Origin of the sequence: Paraburkholderia lycopersici, assembly GCF_900096975.1 — a bacterium.
Classification (GTDB): Bacteria; Pseudomonadota; Gammaproteobacteria; order Burkholderiales; family Burkholderiaceae; genus Paraburkholderia; species Paraburkholderia lycopersici.
On record NZ_FMYQ01000015.1, the window covers coordinates 80,749 to 97,773 of the forward strand.

General features: G+C 66.5%; 12 protein-coding genes. 8 read left to right on the plus strand and 4 right to left on the minus strand.

The annotated features are described in order from the left end of the window. Positions 1–43 precede the first annotated feature (43 nt). The 8 genes from tssJ (at position 44) to BLU17_RS17450 (ending at position 13,091) form a co-directional block, all read left to right on the plus strand. On the plus strand, positions 44–550 hold the full coding sequence (tssJ, locus tag BLU17_RS17415) for a type VI secretion system lipoprotein TssJ (RefSeq protein WP_091998950.1): 507 nt from the start codon (positions 44–46) through the stop codon (positions 548–550). 22 nt (positions 551–572) lie between these two features. Continuing rightward, complete coding sequence (gene tssK / locus BLU17_RS17420; RefSeq protein WP_091998748.1) at positions 573–1,919, plus strand: type VI secretion system baseplate subunit TssK; 1,347 nt, start codon at positions 573–575, stop codon at positions 1,917–1,919. A gap of 90 nt (positions 1,920–2,009) precedes the next feature. Beyond that, positions 2,010–3,320, plus strand: a complete 1,311-nt coding sequence (gene tssL / locus BLU17_RS17425; protein WP_281247838.1) for a type VI secretion system protein TssL, long form — start codon at positions 2,010–2,012, stop codon at positions 3,318–3,320. 27 nt (positions 3,321–3,347) lie between these two features. Then, on the plus strand, positions 3,348–7,406 hold the full coding sequence (gene tssM, locus BLU17_RS17430) for a type VI secretion system membrane subunit TssM (protein WP_091998754.1): 4,059 nt from the start codon (positions 3,348–3,350) through the stop codon (positions 7,404–7,406). Between the two features lie 3 nt (positions 7,407–7,409). Next, on the plus strand, positions 7,410–8,699 hold the full coding sequence (gene icmH / locus BLU17_RS17435; protein WP_091998757.1) for a type IVB secretion system protein IcmH/DotU: 1,290 nt from the start codon (positions 7,410–7,412) through the stop codon (positions 8,697–8,699). 295 nt (positions 8,700–8,994) lie between these two features. Next, entirely contained in the window at positions 8,995–10,788 is a 1,794-nt protein-coding gene (locus BLU17_RS17440; RefSeq protein ID WP_091998952.1) for a nitrite/sulfite reductase, read from the plus strand. Continuing rightward, positions 10,785–11,192 (plus strand): DUF934 domain-containing protein, encoded by a 408-nt coding sequence (locus BLU17_RS17445; RefSeq protein WP_091998761.1) that lies wholly within the window; start codon positions 10,785–10,787, stop codon positions 11,190–11,192. Before BLU17_RS17440 ends, BLU17_RS17445 begins: the two co-directional genes overlap by 4 nt. A gap of 189 nt (positions 11,193–11,381) precedes the next feature. Then, positions 11,382–13,091, plus strand: coding sequence for a site-specific integrase (locus BLU17_RS17450; protein WP_091998764.1), 1,710 nt, complete (start codon positions 11,382–11,384; stop codon positions 13,089–13,091). Positions 13,092–13,190: 99 nt separating this feature from the next. Here the strand turns inward: BLU17_RS17450 and BLU17_RS17455 are convergent, their stop codons facing one another. From BLU17_RS17455 to BLU17_RS17470, 4 genes are read right to left on the minus strand one after another with little or no spacing between them, the layout of a single operon-like run. Continuing rightward, positions 13,191–13,847 carry a nucleotidyltransferase family protein gene (locus tag BLU17_RS17455; RefSeq protein WP_091998767.1) on the minus strand — a complete coding sequence of 219 codons (657 nt, stop codon included), beginning with the start codon at positions 13,845–13,847 and terminating at the stop codon, positions 13,191–13,193. Then, entirely contained in the window at positions 13,844–14,935 is a 1,092-nt protein-coding gene (locus tag BLU17_RS17460) for an XdhC family protein (protein ID WP_091998770.1), read from the minus strand. The genes BLU17_RS17455 and BLU17_RS17460 overlap by 4 nt, the downstream gene beginning before the upstream one ends. Beyond that, on the minus strand, positions 14,932–16,134 hold the full coding sequence (locus BLU17_RS17465) for a vWA domain-containing protein (protein WP_091998772.1): 1,203 nt from the start codon (positions 16,132–16,134) through the stop codon (positions 14,932–14,934). Before BLU17_RS17465 ends, BLU17_RS17460 begins: the two co-directional genes overlap by 4 nt. Then, entirely contained in the window at positions 16,128–17,024 is an 897-nt protein-coding gene (locus tag BLU17_RS17470) for an AAA family ATPase (protein WP_091998774.1), read from the minus strand. The genes BLU17_RS17465 and BLU17_RS17470 overlap by 7 nt, the downstream gene beginning before the upstream one ends. Position 17,025: the final 1 nt, after the last annotated feature.

A 17,025-nucleotide genomic window follows, 5' to 3' on the forward strand; every position in this document is an offset into this window, starting at 1 on the left:
GATCGCCGGGCGCCTCGATTCCCATACCGACGTGCCCCAACGCATGCGCCTGATTCCCTTCGTGACTGCCTGCGCATCCGCGCTGCTGGTTGCCGCCTGCGCAAGCAGCGACCCCAAACCGCACAAGCCGCTGCGGCTGGACCTGACGATCAGCGCCGCCACCACCGTCAACCCGGACGACCAGGGGCGCGCTGCGCCCATCGTGGTGCGCGTCTATGAACTGAGGACCGACAACGCTTTCAAGGCCGCGGACTATTTTTCGCTGCAGGACAAGGACAAGACCGTGCTTGCGGACGACCTCGTCAAACGCGACGAGTTCCAGTTGCGCCCGGGCGAGCAGAAGACCATCCGGCGAACCGCTGATGAGAACTCGAACGCGCTGGGCGTACTCGCCGAATACCGCGATTTGCCCCACGCCGTGTGGCGCGCCGTGTATCCGTTACCGGCGACGCCGGAGAAGGCGTGGTACCTGTTCCTGTCGCCGAAACTGAGCCTGACCATCGACCTTGATGCCGGTGCGATCAGGATTACCGACAACACAAAAAAGTAAATCGCAGGGCGGATACACAATCATGAGCTGGCACAACAAGGTCGTCTGGAGCGAAGGGCAGTTCATGCGCCCGCAGCTGTTCCAGCAGCAGGAGCGTTACGTCGAGCATTTCGCGCACAAACGCGCGGCGCCGCTTTCACCCTTCTTCTTTGGTTTCACGCACTACGGCCTCGATACCGAGGCACTCGCGCTCGGCAAGGTCATCGTGAAATCGGCCGCGGGCGTTTTCCCGGACGGCACACCATTCGATGCGCCGGGCAGCACCCCGCCGCCGGCGCCGCTCACGATCCGGCCGGAGCATCTGGAACAGCTCATCTATCTCGCCGTGCCCATCCGGGTGCCCAACGGGGAGGAGACGACATTTGACAACGCGTCGGACTCGCTCGCACGCTACGCGGTGTTCAACACCGATTTGCGCGACACCAACTCCATCGGTCAGGGATCGCAGACGATCCAGCTATCGAGCCTGCGACTGCGTCTCGTACCTCAGAAGGAAATGACCGACGCGTGGATCGGCCTCGCGCTCACGCGTGTCAGGACGATCCGCGCCGACAGCAGTATCGAACTCGACGACAGCCTCGTGCCGCCCGTGTCGGGTTATGGCGCGAGCAGTCTGCTCGCCGGCTGGCTCGCGAAGATCCACGATCTCACGCGGCTGCGGGCCGCGGCGCTCGCGCAGCGCCTGACCGGGGGTGACGGAAAGGCCGGCACGGCCGCCGAAGTGTCGGACTACCTGCTGCTGCAAACGCTCAACCGCTACGAGCCGCTCCTGCAGCATTTACGGCGCGTGCCCACCACCTCGCCGGCAAAGCTGTATGCGCTGCTCATCAGCATGGCGGGAGAACTGTCCACCTACGTGCGCACCACGACACGCCGGCCGCTCGACACGCACCCGGCGTATCAGCATACCGAGCCGCATTTGTGCCTGAGACCCATCGTTGACGACACCCATCAGTTGCTGAACGCCGTGCTGGTCCGCAGCGCACAAAGCATCGAGCTCAGTGACGTCGGCTACGGCATGCGCAACGCCGTTGTCGACCCAACGGAGATGCACGGCTTCGCTTCCGTCGTGCTCGCCGTCAGCGCGGCAATGCCGCCCGACACGCTGCAGCAACAGTTCGCGGCCCAGGCCAAGCTCGGTCCATCCGAGCGCCTGCCCGATCTGGTCCGCGCTCATCTGCCCGGCATTGCGCTGCAGGCCCTGCCCGTGCCGCCGCGGCAGATTCCGTTCAATGCGGGCTATATCTACTACGAACTCGCGCGCACGGGGGCGCTCTGGGAAGAAGTCGAGCGTCGTGGCGCACTGGCGCTGCACATCGCGGGGGACTTCCCGTCCTTGAAGCTCGAGTTGTGGGGCATTCGCGGATAAGGACACGCACCGGCCGCCCGCGTGCATGGGTAGCCGCCACGCAGACAAGGAAACGCAGTGACACCACACGCAACCACGACTCCGGAATGGCTGGCTCCGGAGTTCAACGCAAAACCGGCAACGCCCCGCCACGGACCGCCGCCCGGAGAACCCGCCGGCGCGCGACTTGCAGCCATCAAGGCTGCGGACAACCCCCTGCTCGAGGCAGCGCGTCCATTGCTGCGGGCACTGGCTGACATGCCGGCGCAGCTGGATCGTGAACGCGTGGAAGCGTTGCGCAACGTGCTGGAGCAGGAAGTCCGCATCTTCCAGAAATTGTGCGAGCAGGCCAGCATCCGGCGCGATCATATGTTGGGCGCGCGCTACTGCCTGTGTACGGCGATCGACGAAGCCGCCATGCAGACGGCGTGGGGCAAGAACAGCCAGAGCGGCAGCTACGGCCCTCACTCCGCGCAGTCCGCAATGGACGACGGCACATCAACCGTAAGCGGGAAGACGCGTGACACCGGTGTCGAGTGGATCACGCGGGGACTGGCGACGATCTTTCACGAAGACCGGCAGGGTGGCGACAAGGTCTACCTCCTCATCGGCCGGCTGATGGCCGACCCGCAGGAGCATCTCGACCTGCTGGAAGTGATCTATCGCATTCTGAGCCTGGGCTTCGAAGGCCGTTACCGCTTCGAGGCAGGCGGTCACCGCAAGCACGAAGCCGTGCGCCAGCGCATCTACAACGAGATCATGGCCGGACGCGGCATGGTGCCCGTCGCCCTTTCGCCGCACTGGCAGTCCGATGCGAAGGGCCGGCGCGCGTCGTTCCACGATTTTCCGGTCTGGATCACCGTCGCACTGCTTTCGCTCGTCCTGCTCGGTTGTTTTGGCTATTTCAAGTACAGGCTGCACAGTCGCAGCACCGAACTCCAGAAGCAGATCGCCGACATCGGGCACATGGCACCGCCGCCGGCTCCGGCGCCGCCGCTCCTGCGCCTCAAGACGCTGCTGACGGACGAAATTGCCGCGGGCACGGTCAGCGTCGACGAAGACACGCATCACAGTTCGGTGACGTTCCGCGGTGATTCGATGTTTCCGCCCGGCGGCGCTTCGGTGAACGCATCGATGGGGCCGCTCATCGCCAAGATCGCTGCCGAGATCGCCAGAGTACCGGGCAAGGTGACGGTGCGTGGCTATACCGACAACGTGCCGATCCGGAGCCGCCAGTTCGCTTCGAACGAGGCGCTGTCGGAAGAGCGCGCCACGCAGGTCATGCAGATGTTGCAAGCCGCGGGGGTGGCGGCTAACCGTCTGGAGGCGGTCGGCAAGGGCGACGCCGATCCGGTGGGGGACAACAGCACGCCACAGGGCCGCGCACAGAATCGCCGCGTCGAAATCGCGGTCGCGCAATAACGGAATCCAAACAGGCAGCCTCCTGGCATGAAAAAATTTCTGTCGTTTCTGGTATCGCGCCAGTTCCTCGCCTTCGTCGCGCTGATCGCAGTCGCGCTGGTGATCTGGTTTGTCGGGCCGTTCGTCGCGTTCGGCGGACTGAAGCCGCTCGCGGGTGCGGGCATCCGGGTGCTCGTCATCGCCCTGCTGCTCGCGGGCGTGCTGCTGTGGCTGATCGACTGCTCGACAAGCCCGGTCGTCGTAGCATTGCTCTGCCTGCTGATCTGGTACGCCGCGCCGTTGCTCACATTCGGCAACGCCCAGCCCTTTGCGCCGGAGTCGGCGCGCGTCATCGCCATCGCCGTCGTGCTGTTCGTCTTCGCGGCGTACTGGCTCTTCCGTCTCTGGCAGGAGATGAAGAGCAACCGGTCGCTGGTTGAGAGGATGCTGACGTTCGGCGGCAAAAAGGAGCCCTCGCCAGCCGAATCCCAACTGAAGGAAGTCAACGTCATCGTATCGGCCGCGCTCGGCCGTCTGAAGGCGATGCGAACGGGCGCGCGCGGTTTCGGACGGATCTTGCAAGGCAAGCGGTATCTGTACGAACTGCCGTGGTATATCGCGCTCGGTTCGAAGTCGTCGGGCAAGACGAGCACCCTGCTCAATGCGGGTCTTGCGTTTCCCGTCGCCGAACAGATGCAGCGTGCCGCCGTAGCAACCGGGCGGCCAACCGCAAACGTGGACTGGTGGCTAACGAACGATGCGGTACTCATCGACACGGCAGGCCGATATACGCGTCACGGCTCTGGCGGGGCCCATGTCTCCGCGACCGACGAAGCGCAAAAGACTGCGTCGAACGCCGCTGGCGTATCCGACGACACGGCGAACGGCGCCGCTCAAAAGGCCCCCTCCGCTGGAGAGGACGCAGGCAAAGCCGCACTGGCAACGACCGCAGCGACGAGCCAGGTCAGTGCGGACGAATCGCAGCGGCGTGCCGACGCAGCAGAATGGCTCGGCTTCCTCGCGATGCTGCGCAAACATCGTCCCCGCGCGCCAATCAACGGGGCGCTGCTCGCGGTCAACGTCGCCGAACTAACGAGCGAGGACGAAAGCCGCCGCCTTGCCGAAGCAGCCGCATTGCGTGCACGGCTGGCCGAACTGCGCAGCGAGCTCGGTATCCGGTTTCCGGTCTATCTGGTCATTACGGGAATGGACCAGCTCACCGGCTTCGTCGAATATTTCTCGTCGCTGACGGCCGAGGGTCGGGCGCAGACGTGGGGCTTCACGCTCCCCGGTGGCCAGGACGACATGGCGAAGGAAAGCGTTGCCGCCCGGTGCCGCTCGGAGCTGGGTCTGCTCGTGCAGCGCCTCGACAAGGGCGTCAATACCCGGCTGCAGGACGAATACGATCCGGGCCGCCGCCGCAAGCTGGCCGCGTTGTCGCAGGAGTTCGCGGCGCTGGCCGCCCCGCTTGTCGAGTTGATCGAGCGCGTATTCCTCGACTCGCGCTATGACGGCACGCAACTGTACTCGGCGCTACGCGGGGTGTACCTCACAAGTACGGAGCAGGCTGGCCGCGAAATCGTGGCCGAACGGCGCACCATCATGCAGCGGGTGATGGCGGGCATGACGGCACCGGCGACTTCGTTGCGGGAGTCGGCTCGTGAAGGCTTCTTTCTCCACGACCTCTTCACGAAGATCGTCATTCCCGAAGCGCATCTGGTACGCCCGAACCTGCGCTGGGAATTCCGCTTCCGCCTGCTGCGCTTGATCGGCCACGCGCTCGCCCTGCTGATCTTCGTGTGGCTCGCCGTTGGACTGCGAGTGAGCTTCGGCAACAACAGCGACTATCTCGGAGCGATCGCCGACAAGGTGGAGGCGCTCGCTGCACGCACGGCCCGGCTGCACCACACCCCGAACCCGGAAGCCGTACCGGATACGTTGAGCGCCGCGCGCTATCTGCCGACCTCTCAGGGACTTGACCTCTCGGCCCCCGACAGCACGTTCCGCTATGGCCTTTATACGGCCCCCGATATCGTCGCGGAAAGCCGCCGCACCTACGACGCGCTGGAAGACAACCTGCTGCTCCCGCAAATTGTGCACCGGATGGAAGACGCCATTTCGCAATCGATCGCGAACAAGGATTCGAAGGCGGCCTACGACGCGTTGCGTGCCTGGCTCATGCTCTACGACAAGGCAAGGTTCAATGCCGACGACGTCAAGGCCTGGGTACTCGACGACTGGGCGAAGACCGACAGCGCGTCCGTATTCGGCGGCCGCGCCTTGATGGTCGATCACGTCCAGCAGCTGTTCTCGGGCCGTCGCGTGATTCAGTCGCCGCTCATCCGTAACGACGCGCTGGTCCAGCGCGCTCGCGCCTTCCTCGACGGCAGCAATGCCACCGACCGTCTCTACGAACGGGCCAAGACCGCCATGATGAAAGAAGCGCCTGACGAGTTCACGCTGATCCGCGCGGTTGGCCCGCAGGCTGGCACGGTCTTCACGCGGGAGAGCGGCGCCCCGCTCTCTCGCGGCGTGCCGGGTCTCTTCACATCCGACGGATACCGCAATCTGTTCGACAGGCGTCTACCCGAGTTCGTACAGGCCGCGCGCGATGACGACGCGTGGGTGATGGGGCGCTCATACCTCGGAGGGCTCGCAGGCCAGGCTCAAAAAAAAACTGCTGAGATCGTCAGTACGGCCGCCGGCGCGGACGACCCGCTAACCGAAGCAATCCGCCGGGAATATCTGACGGAATACGCTCAACAATGGGATGCGTTCCTTGACGACATTCGCACGGTGACCGGAACGAGCCTTGCCTTCAACCTGCAGGTGCTGCGCAGCTTCGCCGCGCCCGACTCCCCACTCGCGCGCCTCGCCCGCGCCGCCGTGCACGAGACGACGCTGACACAGCCTGTCGCCGCAGCCGACGGCCCCCTGCTCCAGAAGGCGACCGACCAGATCATCCAGAAAGCCGACCCGGCGCGTGGAATCAGGGCGTCGGAACAGGTCGAGCGCGAACTGGTCGATAACCATTTCGCGGCGCTGCGAGAGGTCGTGACCGGCAACGCCGAAGTGCAAGCCGCGGGCGACACCGCGGCACAGGCCGGCAAGACCGGCCTTGACGGCGTGACCAGTCTGCTCAACGACTACTACACCGCGCTCACGGTGGCCGACAACGCGATCAGCAATAACAGCATGCCGCCGGCCAGCGACACGGCGGCAAAACTGAAGATGACGGCAAACACGATGCCCGCGCCTTTTCGCGCCGTGCTGCTGCAGCTTGCACAACAGGGATCGCGGGAGGTCAATCAAGGCATCGGGCAGTTGCTCTCACGCCAGATGGGTGCGGTCATCGGAGACATCTGCCGGCTCACGATCGAGGGCAATTACCCGTTCTCGCCTGACAGCACGCGAGACGTGAGCATCGACGACTTCACGCGGCTGTTCGCGCAGGGCGGCGTCATCGACGACTTCTTCAGCAAGACGCTGGCGCCATTCGTCGACATTGCCGCGAATCCGTGGCGCTATCGCACCTTGCCCGGCGCAACGGAGCCGGTACAGGGGCCGGACCTCGAGCCGTTCCGCCACGCAAAGGCGATCCGCGACACTTTCTTCGGCGGCCCGGGCCAGAACCAGATGACATGGAAAGCAGCCCTCCTGGTGCCGGAGCTCGATCCGGCCATCACGGGCCTGATGATCGACATCGACGGGCAGACGACGCTATACCAGCACGGACCGGTCGCGCCCTTCACGGTCAGCTGGCCGGGGCCGCGCGGCGGCGTGCACGCCGAGATCACGGCGAATCCGCGTATCCGGCCCGACACTTCGAGCGCTTCCGCCGAGGGTCCGTGGGCGTTGATGCGTCTGCTCGACAAAGGGCATGTCGTGGAAACCGCCACGCCGGGGCGCACGCGCGTCGCGTTCGACTTCGACGGGCGCAAGGCCGTTCTCGATATCGCCAGCGCGGGCAGCCTTGCGAATCCGCTCACCAGCGACGTGCTCAGGACGTTCCGTTGCCCGAGTTCGATGCCGATGATGAGCCTGCCGGACAGCGGCGCGCCTGTCGGCCTTCCGCCGGCGGCCCCCGTCGCGGCGCACCGAGGTTAGGCGATGAAACACACGGGACAAACCAGCGCATCTGCAAGCACTGCCAATGTTTTCCTTTCGTATGGCGAGCGCCTGCACGCCGCCGCGAATGCCGGATACCCGATGCTCGAAGCCGCCCAGCCCCTGCTGCAGGCGCTACGCGAGACGCCGGCCAAGCTGGGCGCGGACGCCGTGCTCGAGCGCCGCCAGCGGCTGCTGGACGAAGCAAGGATGTTCGAGCGCGTATGCAGCGGCCTCCAGTTGCCGCGCACCGAAGCCGATCATGCCCGGTACTGTCTGTGTTCGGCGCTCGACGAAGCCGCGATGCAGACGTCCTGGGGCAAAGGCGCGCTGACCGGCACCGAATGGAGTGCCAACGGTCTGGCGGCGACGCTCGGCTATGACCGGCAGGGCGGTGATCGCGTCTTCGCCCTGCTCGACAAAGCAATGCAGTATCCTGCCGCGCATGGCGAGCTGCTCGCCGTGCTGCACGAAATCATCGGGAGCGGATTCATGGGCCGTTATCGTCACACCCCGGATGGAGCGCACACGCTCAAGGCTATCCACAAGGATCTCGCATGGCTGGTCTTCGCCATGCAGAAGGTGTCACATATCACTGGACAGGACAGCCCGCGGGGAACGGGAGCGGTCAGGCGGCTCGTGGAGGACGATGACGCGTTCCTCGGCATGGCGTACAGGATCGCGTCGTACCGGTCGGGACTCGCCTATCTTTCCGGGCAGCGAAGGCAGGTCCGCATCGCATGGGTGCTGGTCGGGCTGCTCGCTTTCGCCCTGCTGGCAGGCGGCGGATACGTCCTGTACCGTCTGCACGAAGAACAAGCCGCACGAACTCACCCCGCGGCATTTCCGGCGATTGCCATGGCAATCCGGAACAGCCTGCCCCAGGAGATCGCAGCGCATACGGTTACGCTCGACGAGCCCGACGACCATTCCCGTCTCACCATCCGCGTCGATGGCATGTTTGCACCCGGGAAATACGTGCTGGACCCGGCGAGCGTTCCGGCGCTCGTCCAGATCGGGCAGGCGATCATGTCCGCGGGGCCAAACGTTCTGGTCCATCTTGCTGGCTATACCGACGACACACGGTTCGAAAATGCAGCGGGCCTGTCCAACCAGTCGCTTTCGGCGCTGCGCGCGCAGGCCGTGATGCAGGTCCTCGCGAATGCCGGCGTCTCGCCCGGACGCATCACGATCACCGGCAACGGCGAATCGTCGCCGCTCGATGACAACCGTACGCGCGAAGGACGCGCACGAAACCGGCGAGTCGAGATTGCAGTGGAGCCCTTGCGATGAATTCCCTCGGCGACCGCGTCCGCCGTCGCGCGGATGTACTTCGATCGTAGCGTTCCGGCAAGGGCACGCCCCGCTTGCGTGCGGCTCGGACCAAGACGCGCACGGATATCCGCAGGCGGATGTCCAGAACCCTTGTGCGGTTCCCGTGGGGTGTGCGGTCAGTAGTACGATCCGAACAGTGCGCGCGATATCTGCTGCGCTCATTTATGCGTCATCTGCTGCTTGAGGTGCCGACTGTAGCGCGATAAGGTCTGCGCTTCGTGTTCACCGGATGCCCGGCATTTCCGCAGCCAACATGTATCGCTACAACGACTTCGACAAGGCCTTCGTGGCGAACCGCGCCGCACAGTTTCGCGACCAGATCGGGCGCTGGCAAAACGGCAAGCTGAGCGACGCAGCATTTCTCCCGCTGCGCCTGCAGAACGGCTGGTACGTGCAGCGACACGCCCCCATGCTGCGTGTCGCCGTTCCCTACGGCGAGCTATCGAGCGCGCAGCTTCGCGTGCTCGCACGTATTGCCCGCGAGTATGACGACCCCGACGCCGGAATCTACCGCCGCGCACTCGAAGCCCAGCGCAAACTCGGCACCGTGCGCCTGCCTGCGCATCATGCGCACTTCACGACGCGCACCAATGTCCAGTTCAACTGGATACCGCTTTCGAAAGCCGCCGATGTGATGGATCTCCTCGCCTCCGTCGACATGCACGGCATCCAGACGAGCGGCAACTGCATCCGCAACATTTCATGCGACGAGCGCGCCGGCGTCGCGCCAGACGAAATTGCCGACCCGCGGCCGTTCGCTGAAATCATGCGCCAATGGACGACGCTGCATCCCGAGTTCGCCTTCCTGCCGCGCAAGTTCAAGATCGCGATAACAGGCGCGGAGGAAGACCGCGCCGCGACGGGCTGGCACGACGTCGGACTGCGCCTCGTTCACGACGAAAACGGCGAACTGGGTTTTCGCGTAGCCGTGGGCGGCGGCATGGGCCGGACTCCGGTGATCGGCGTCGTACTGCGCGAGTTCTTGCCGTGGCGGCACATCATGAATTACATCGAGGCCGTCGTGCGCGTGTACAACCAGTTCGGGCGACGGGACAACAAGTACAAGGCGCGCATCAAGATTCTCGTGAAGGCCGAAGGCCAGCGCTTCATCGACGAGGTCGAGGAAGAATTCCGGCAGATCGTGGAGTGCGACGGCGGTCCGCATACGATCCCGCAGACCGAATTCGACCGCATGAGCGCGTATTTCGTCGTGCCGCCGCAAGTGGCCGCGAGCCGCTCCCCCGATGCGGCAGCAGACGCCGCGCGCGAGGAAGCCGCCCGGCAAACACCGCTATTCCAGCGCTGGCTGGAGCGCAACGTCGCGCGGCACAAGGACCCGTCGCTGCGCATCGTCACGCTCTCGTTCAAGCGGCCGCTGCAGGCGCCTGGCGATGCATCGGCGGACCAGCTCGAGCGCGTGGCCGATCTCGTGGACCGCTTCTCGGCAGGCGAAGCCCGCGTCACGCACACGCAGAACATTGTCCTGCCCTGGGTTCACTCCGACGACCTGCTGCCGCTTTGGCACGCGGCCGTCGCCGCGCAGCTCGCGAGCGCCAACGTGCATCTGCTCACCGACATGATCTCCTGCCCCGGCGGCGACTTCTGCGCGCTTGCCAACGCACGCTCTCTGCCCATCGCACAAAGCATCATGGAGCGCTACCAGGATCTCGACGAACTGAACGACATCGGCGAAATCGATCTGCATATCAGCGGGTGTATCAATTCATGCGGCCACCATCACAGCGGGCATATCGGGATACTGGGCGTCGACAAGGACGGCGCGGAGTGGTACCAGGTCACGCTGGGCGGCGCGGACGGCTCCGCGCGCGGCAGCGGCGAAGCGCGGCCCGGCAAGGTCATCGGCCCGTCGTTTGCGGCGCACGAAGTGACCGATGCCGTCGAAGCGGTGCTCGGTTGCTATCTGACGCTGCGCGAGCCTCGCGGCGACCGCCGCGAGACGTTCATTGAAACCGTGCGACGGGTCGGTCTCGAACCGTTCAAGGCCGCTGCGGATGCGGTTCGCGCAACGGCGGAGGACCGCACATGACGACCGTTGCACGCATTCGCCTTCTCGACACGCAGGGCCATGCCGCCGATGCGGCCACCCCCGTCCTCGCCCTGCCGAACGATGCCGACCCGCTCGCCTACGCGGTCGAGATCGAAGGCGCCGCACGTGTCGAGCTCCATTTCCCGGCATTCACCGATGGACGCGCATATAGCCAGGCGTATCTCGTGCGCCGCCGGCTCGGCTTCAAAGGCGACTTGCGGGCGACCGGCGAGGTTCTCGTCGATCAGTTGCAGCAGATGGAGCGCATGGGCTTTTCGAGCGCGGTGCTGAAAGGAGGCACCGACGGCGAAGAGGCGCAGCGGCAACTCGAACGATTCGCGGCGTTCTACCAGGGTGATGCCGTGCGGTCGGCGCCTTATCTTGGTGGCGACCCGGCTGGCTGAGTGCGCGGCGCCGGCCCACGCTCCCTTTCCTGTCCGGTGCGTGCCGTGACAGCATCTTCGAAACGCACGTGGAGAATATACAAGTCGATCCAACGAGCCCCGGTTTTCTCCGGAAAACGATATGAGAGCGAGGCATGATGATAAGTTTTCTTATCATAAGGATCGCTTTTATACGGTAAACTCTGACGCATGAAAACGCGCCCCAGTTTGCCTGCCGCCGCTGCCGCCGCCTCCGAGCCGCCCGGCTTTCCCGACGCCGACGAACTCGCGGTCCTGCGCGCGTGGTACGCGGGCCTGCCGGTACGGCAGGCCGTGGCACGCTATCTGCCCGCGCGGCTGGGCGACGGCAAATCCGCACGCGGCGTGCTCGGGCACATCCGGCGCGCGCTCGTGGCAATCGCGCGCAAGGCGCATCGCGACGATCTCGCGGCCCTCCTCTCACATCCTGTCGAAGCGCGCGCGCAGCACGTGAAGGCCGTCGCGCAGGCCATCGAAATCTTGCGCACGGCACGCCCGCCCGAGCCGCGGATCGCCGACGAAGTCGCGCAGTGGTTCGCGCCGCGCGCCGTGCGCGCGCTGCATGCGCACGGCATCACCACCCTTGCCGATCTGACCGTGCGCATTCCGCGACGCCGCCAGTGGTGGAAGGCCGTGCCTGGACTGGGCGTGGCAAGCGCGCGCGCAATCGAGGCGTTCTTCGCCGCATGGCCCGCGCTCACGGAAAAAGCGCGCGCGCTCGTCGTCGCGAGCCAGCGCGGCGATATCGTTCCGTGGGAAGCGCTGAAGCTGCCGCACGAAGTGGACGGCTCCCAGGGCACGTTCCGCGCGCCGCGCGCGACCTGCACGCTGGATGCCTCGAACGACTACGAGGCCGTGCAGACCTGGCTCGCGCTGCACGAATCGCCCGCCACGCAGCGCACCTATCGCAAGGAGGCCGAGCGGCTCATCCTCTGGGCGATCGTCGAGCGCGGGCGCGCGCTTTCGTCGCTTATGACCGAGGACGCCATCGCGTACCGCACGTTCCTGCGCCATCCGGCGCCGCGTGGCCGCTGGGTCGGCCCGGTGAGGCCGCGCACGTCGCCCGAATGGCGTCCGTTCAACGGCAGCCTTTCCGCTCGCTCGGTCGCGCATGCGCTCTCGATTCTCGGCGCGCTGTTCCGCTGGCTCGTCGAGCAGCGTTACGTCCTCGCCAATCCGTTCGCGGGCGTGAAGGTGCGCGGCGGCAACGCGGCGTCGGCGCTCGACGCCTCGCATGCCTTTACCGAGGGCGAATGGACTTTGACTCGCACCATCGCCGACGGCCTGGAGTGGTCGAACGGCTGGACCGCGCCGGCCGCGCAGCGCCTGCGATTTCTGCTCGATTTCGGCTACGCAACGGGGTTGCGTGCGAACGAACTCATCAGCGCCACGCTCGGACATGTCGAAACCGACGCCCGCGGCGATCACTGGCTGCGCGTGACCGGCAAAGGCGGCAAGGTGGCGCGCGTGGCACTGCCGCCGCTCGCATGGGAAGCGCTGGCCCGCTATCTCGCCGAACGCGGCCTGCCGGTCACGCCTTCGCGCTGGCGCCCGGAAACGCCGGTAATCGGCAGCCTTGACGCGCAGGGCAACGAAGCGATCAGCAGCGTGCGGCTATGGGGCGTGCTCAGGCGTTTCTTCCGGATCGCCGCCGATGCGATCGAGTCCGATCATCCGCCGCTTGCGGAGAAACTGCGTCGCGCGAGCCCGCACTGGATGCGCCACACGCACGCCACGCACGCGCTCGGCCGCGGCGCGGAACTGACCACCGTCCGGGACAATCTGCGCCATGCATCCGTGTCCACCACCTCGATCTATCTGCACAGCGATGAGGTCAAACGGGCGAAGCAGATCGGCGCGGCTTTCGCAAAGGCGAAGTGAGCCCCTGACCGCGCGCATGCGCATGCGCATGCGTCTCGACGGCGCGTACCCGGAGGCGCGTGAGCCAGGTTGGCGAGCGTTTCCTGCGGTCTGACTCTTCTATCGTCCGCCCGGTGCGCCGTGCTTTGCCGCGGCGGCCGCGCCCGAGCGGCGCTCCACGCGCGCAACGACGTTCAGATAGTCGGCGGGCGTATCCATATCGACGCAATAGCGATCGTGTGCCGCCTCGTGGAGAAACACCTCGTCGCCGTGTTCGGCGATCAGCTTGCGGCAGCCCGGATTCACGCGGCCGCCCACGACCTCGGGGCAATAACCCGACGCAAACACCACGGGATTGCCTCGCACGCCCTCGAACATCGGCACGAGGATCGAACCGTAAGGCATCGACGCGTAAGCCTCGATCAATTCGCGGTAGTCGCCCGTTTCGATCAGCACCTGATCGGCGAGGCAGATCATCACGGCGTCGCACGGCGCCTGCAGCGCGGCGACGCCGCTCGCGACCGACGTCATCTGTCCTTCCCGGTAGCGGGGATTGCCCTGGAAGCGCACGTCGAGGCCGTCGAGCGCTTCGAACACGGCACGGCCATTGAATCCGGTCACCACGACAACCTCTTGCGGTTGCGCCCCCACGATCGCTCGCACGACCCGCCGCACGGCAGGCTCGCCGCACACCGGCAGCAGCAGCTTGTGGCGTCCTTCCATGCGGCTGGACAGGCCCGCCGCGAGCACGACGGCAGAAAACCGCACACTGCTCATCGCGCCTCCGCGGGGAGGCCGTCCGGGCGGTCGGTACCGCCCGGCGCAGCCGCCAGGTAGTGCTCGGGGGCGCGCTCGAACTCGATCTTGCAGCCGTCGCAGCAGAAGTACACCTTGCGGCCGCCATAGTCGACGACGTGTTTCGCCTTCGCGATCTCGACGCTCATGCCGCACACGGGGTTCACGTAATGCCCCGCCTCCGCGACTGGCGCACCGAGCGCCTCGCATGGCGGCAACGGCGGCACGGTTTCGGTGGCGATCGCGCCATGCGGAGCGGCGGCCTGCGCGCGCCCTGCCGCCTCGGCCATTTCATGCCGCAGCGCGACCAGTCCCGCCACGGCGCCAAGGGCAATTTCCTGCGGCGTGTGCGCATGGATCGCCGGCCCGGCCGGTGCGTGCAGCGCCGCAAGCCGGGCTTCGTCGATACCGCGCAGACGCATTGCGGCCCGCAGCCGCTCGGCCTTGCGGTAGCTCGCGATCAGCAGCACCGCCCTGGCGCCGCTGCGCAATGCCGCTTCGAGCGCGACCTCGTCACCGTCGCCTTGTGTCGCGACCAGCACGAACGCCGTCCCGGCGCGATCCAGCGCGGCGGCGTCGAAGCCCGGCTGCCCGGCTCTTGCGAGATCGGCGGCGATGCTCGCGCGAAATCCGACACGCCGCGCGAATGCACACGCTTCGTGGGCCGCGGGCGTGGCGCCGAGCACGGCCACGAGCGGCGCAGGCACGGTGGGCTGGATAAAGAGCTCCAGCGCGCCGTTGCTTGCGCAAGGCATGGCATGCGCCTCGACTTCGGCCTCGGCTGGCGTCGGCTCGTTGCTGATCCGCACGCGCCGTGGCTGCCCCGTGCGGATCGACTGGCGCGCCGCCTCGACGACGATCGTCTGTGAGCAGCCCCCGCCTACCCAGCCATGCAGCGCGCCGTTGGCCTCGACCAGTGCCTGCGCGCCGACGTGCGTCGAGGTCGGCGGAGCCGCGCGGATAACGGTGACGACGGCGAACGGCGCGCCCGCGTCGATGAGCCGCTGCTCGAGCTGCAATAGATCGGCGGCGTCCGAAAGGGTTTCGATGGAGTCGGCATAGGCATTCATTGCAGCGCCTCGAGAATTTGAGGAAAGATCCGTTCGAGCCCCGCGAGGTCGCGGGCGCCGGCAAACAGGTCGAGGTGCGGCAGCGCGGCCTGCATGCCCGCGCTGGCCGGCTCGAATCCGGGACGATCGGCGAGCGGATTGAGCCATACGAGCGAATGGCAGCGCCGCCGGATCGCGGCAAGCGCGTCGCCGAGCTGCGACACGTCGCCGGCGTCGTAACCGTCGCTGACGATCACGACCGCGGTGCGCGCGTGCAGCAGGCGCGGCGCGTAGCGCTCGCTGAAACCGGCAAGGCTTTCGCCGATGCGCGTGCCGCCGGCCCAGCCCTCGGAGATCAGGTGCAGGCGTTCCTGGGCGCGCCGCGGATCGGGATCGCGCAGCGCTTCGTCGACGCACACGAGCCGCGTATGGAAGACGAAACTGTGGATGTCGGGCAACCGTCCGCTCAGCACGCGCGCGAGGCGCAGGAAAAAGAAGCTGTAGAGGCTCATCGAGCGGCTCACGTCGAGCAGCAGAACGATACGCGGACGCTGCCTGCGCTTGCGCCGCCACCCGAGCTCGACCGGCAGCCCGCCGCGCGACACGCTGCGGCGCAAGGTCCAGCGCAGGTCGATGGTGCGCCCGAGACTGGCATGCTGCTCGCGGCGCGTTTCGATGCCGCGCAGACGCCGGGCGAAGCGGCGGATCGCGGCGTCGATGGCGAAGAGTTCGTCGCGATCGTTCAGGTGGCGCAAATCCGCGTGCGCGAGCGACTCGGCCCGCGTGGCGCCTTCGTTGGCGGCGGTGCCCTCGCCCGCCGCGCCGTCGCCGCGTCCCGCGAGCGAAATTGGTGTTCCCTCGCTCGCATCGCGCGGGCCGCGGGCCTCGTCGCCGCGCGAAAGCGGCCCGGCGCCGCCCACGCGGTTTTCAGCGAGCTTGCGCCGGTTCGGCGCGAAAAAATACGCGTCGAACAGATCGTCGAAGCGTCGCCATTCCTCGGCGCGCGAGCACAGCAGCGCACGCAGGCTCCAGCGCAGGACATCGCGGTCTGTCTGCCCCATGCGCTGTACGACCTCGAGCGTCGCGGCGACGTCCGCGCTCGTCACGCCGAATGCGTTCGCGCGCAGCCAGCCCGCGAAACCCGCATAGCGCGCGACGAGCGTATCGGCAAGATCGCGCGGCGCGGCGCCAGGCATGGTGCTCTCGGCGCCGCTCAGCATGACGCCACCAGTTTTTCGACGACCGGCCGCGTGAGGCTGGCCTGGTCCTCGCGCGTTTTCACGAGCGCGGCGAGCGTGTCCATCACGCGGTCTACGCCGTTTTCGTCGAGCGCGCTCACGCCGAGGCGCAGCAATGCGGCCACCCAGTCGAGCGTTTCCGCGAGGCCGGGCTTGCGGCGCAGCGCCATTTCGCGCACCGCATGCACGAATTCGACGATCTGACGCGCCAGCGCCTCCGGCACCTCGGGAACCTGGGTCCGCACGATCATGAGCTCGCGCTGGAACGACGGATAGTCAACGTACTGGTAGAGGCAGCGGCGGCGCAACGCATCGGAGATCTCGCGCGTGGCGTTCGACGTCAGGATCACGTACGGCCGCTCGGTCGCGCGGATCACGCCGAGTTCGGGAATCGAAAGCTGGAAATCCGAAAGCAGTTCGAGCAGGTAGGCCTCGAACGCCTCGTCGGTACGGTCGATTTCGTCGATCAGCAACACCGGCGCCGGCGTGGTCGTAATGGCTTCGAGCAGCGGGCGCTTGAGCAGATAACGCTCCGAAAAAATGTCCTGCTCCCTGTCGCGCAGCGGTCGCGCGTCCTGTTCGAAGAGCTTGATCGCCAGCAGTTGATGAACGTAGTTCCACTCGTAGAGCGCCGCGTGCGCGTCGAGCCCCTCGTAGCATTGCAGGCGGATCAACGGCACGTCGAGCAGACGCGCCAGCGCCTTCGCCACCTCGGTCTTGCCCACGCCCGCCTCGCCCTCCAGCAGCAGCGGGCGGCGCATCTCCATCGCGAGCAGCAGCGCAGCCGCGAAGCTGCGCTCGACAATGAACCGGTGGCTCGCGAGCTTTGCCTGCAGCGCGAGGACGTCCGGCATGCGGTCGGTCTGCGTCATG

Excerpts from the sequence above, each read along its gene's own strand:
- BLU17_RS17465 (WP_091998772.1), bottom strand. The coding sequence starts at position 16,134 with ATGCTGAGCGGCGCCGAGAGCACCATGCCTGGCGCCGCGCCGCGCGAT.
- tssM (WP_091998754.1), top strand. The coding sequence starts at position 3,348 with ATGAAAAAATTTCTGTCGTTTCTGGTATCGCGCCAGTTCCTCGCCTTC.
- BLU17_RS17445 (WP_091998761.1), top strand. The coding sequence starts at position 10,785 with ATGACGACCGTTGCACGCATTCGCCTTCTCGACACGCAGGGCCATGCC.
- BLU17_RS17455 (WP_091998767.1), bottom strand. The coding sequence starts at position 13,847 with ATGAGCAGTGTGCGGTTTTCTGCCGTCGTGCTCGCGGCGGGCCTGTCC.
- BLU17_RS17450 (WP_091998764.1), top strand. The coding sequence starts at position 11,382 with ATGAAAACGCGCCCCAGTTTGCCTGCCGCCGCTGCCGCCGCCTCCGAG.
- BLU17_RS17440 (WP_091998952.1), top strand. The coding sequence starts at position 8,995 with ATGTATCGCTACAACGACTTCGACAAGGCCTTCGTGGCGAACCGCGCC.
- tssK (WP_091998748.1), top strand. The coding sequence starts at position 573 with ATGAGCTGGCACAACAAGGTCGTCTGGAGCGAAGGGCAGTTCATGCGC.
- icmH (WP_091998757.1), top strand. The coding sequence starts at position 7,410 with ATGAAACACACGGGACAAACCAGCGCATCTGCAAGCACTGCCAATGTT.
- tssJ (WP_091998950.1), top strand. The coding sequence starts at position 44 with ATGCGCCTGATTCCCTTCGTGACTGCCTGCGCATCCGCGCTGCTGGTT.
- BLU17_RS17460 (WP_091998770.1), bottom strand. The coding sequence starts at position 14,935 with ATGAATGCCTATGCCGACTCCATCGAAACCCTTTCGGACGCCGCCGAT.
- BLU17_RS17470 (WP_091998774.1), bottom strand. The coding sequence starts at position 17,024 with ATGACGCAGACCGACCGCATGCCGGACGTCCTCGCGCTGCAGGCAAAG.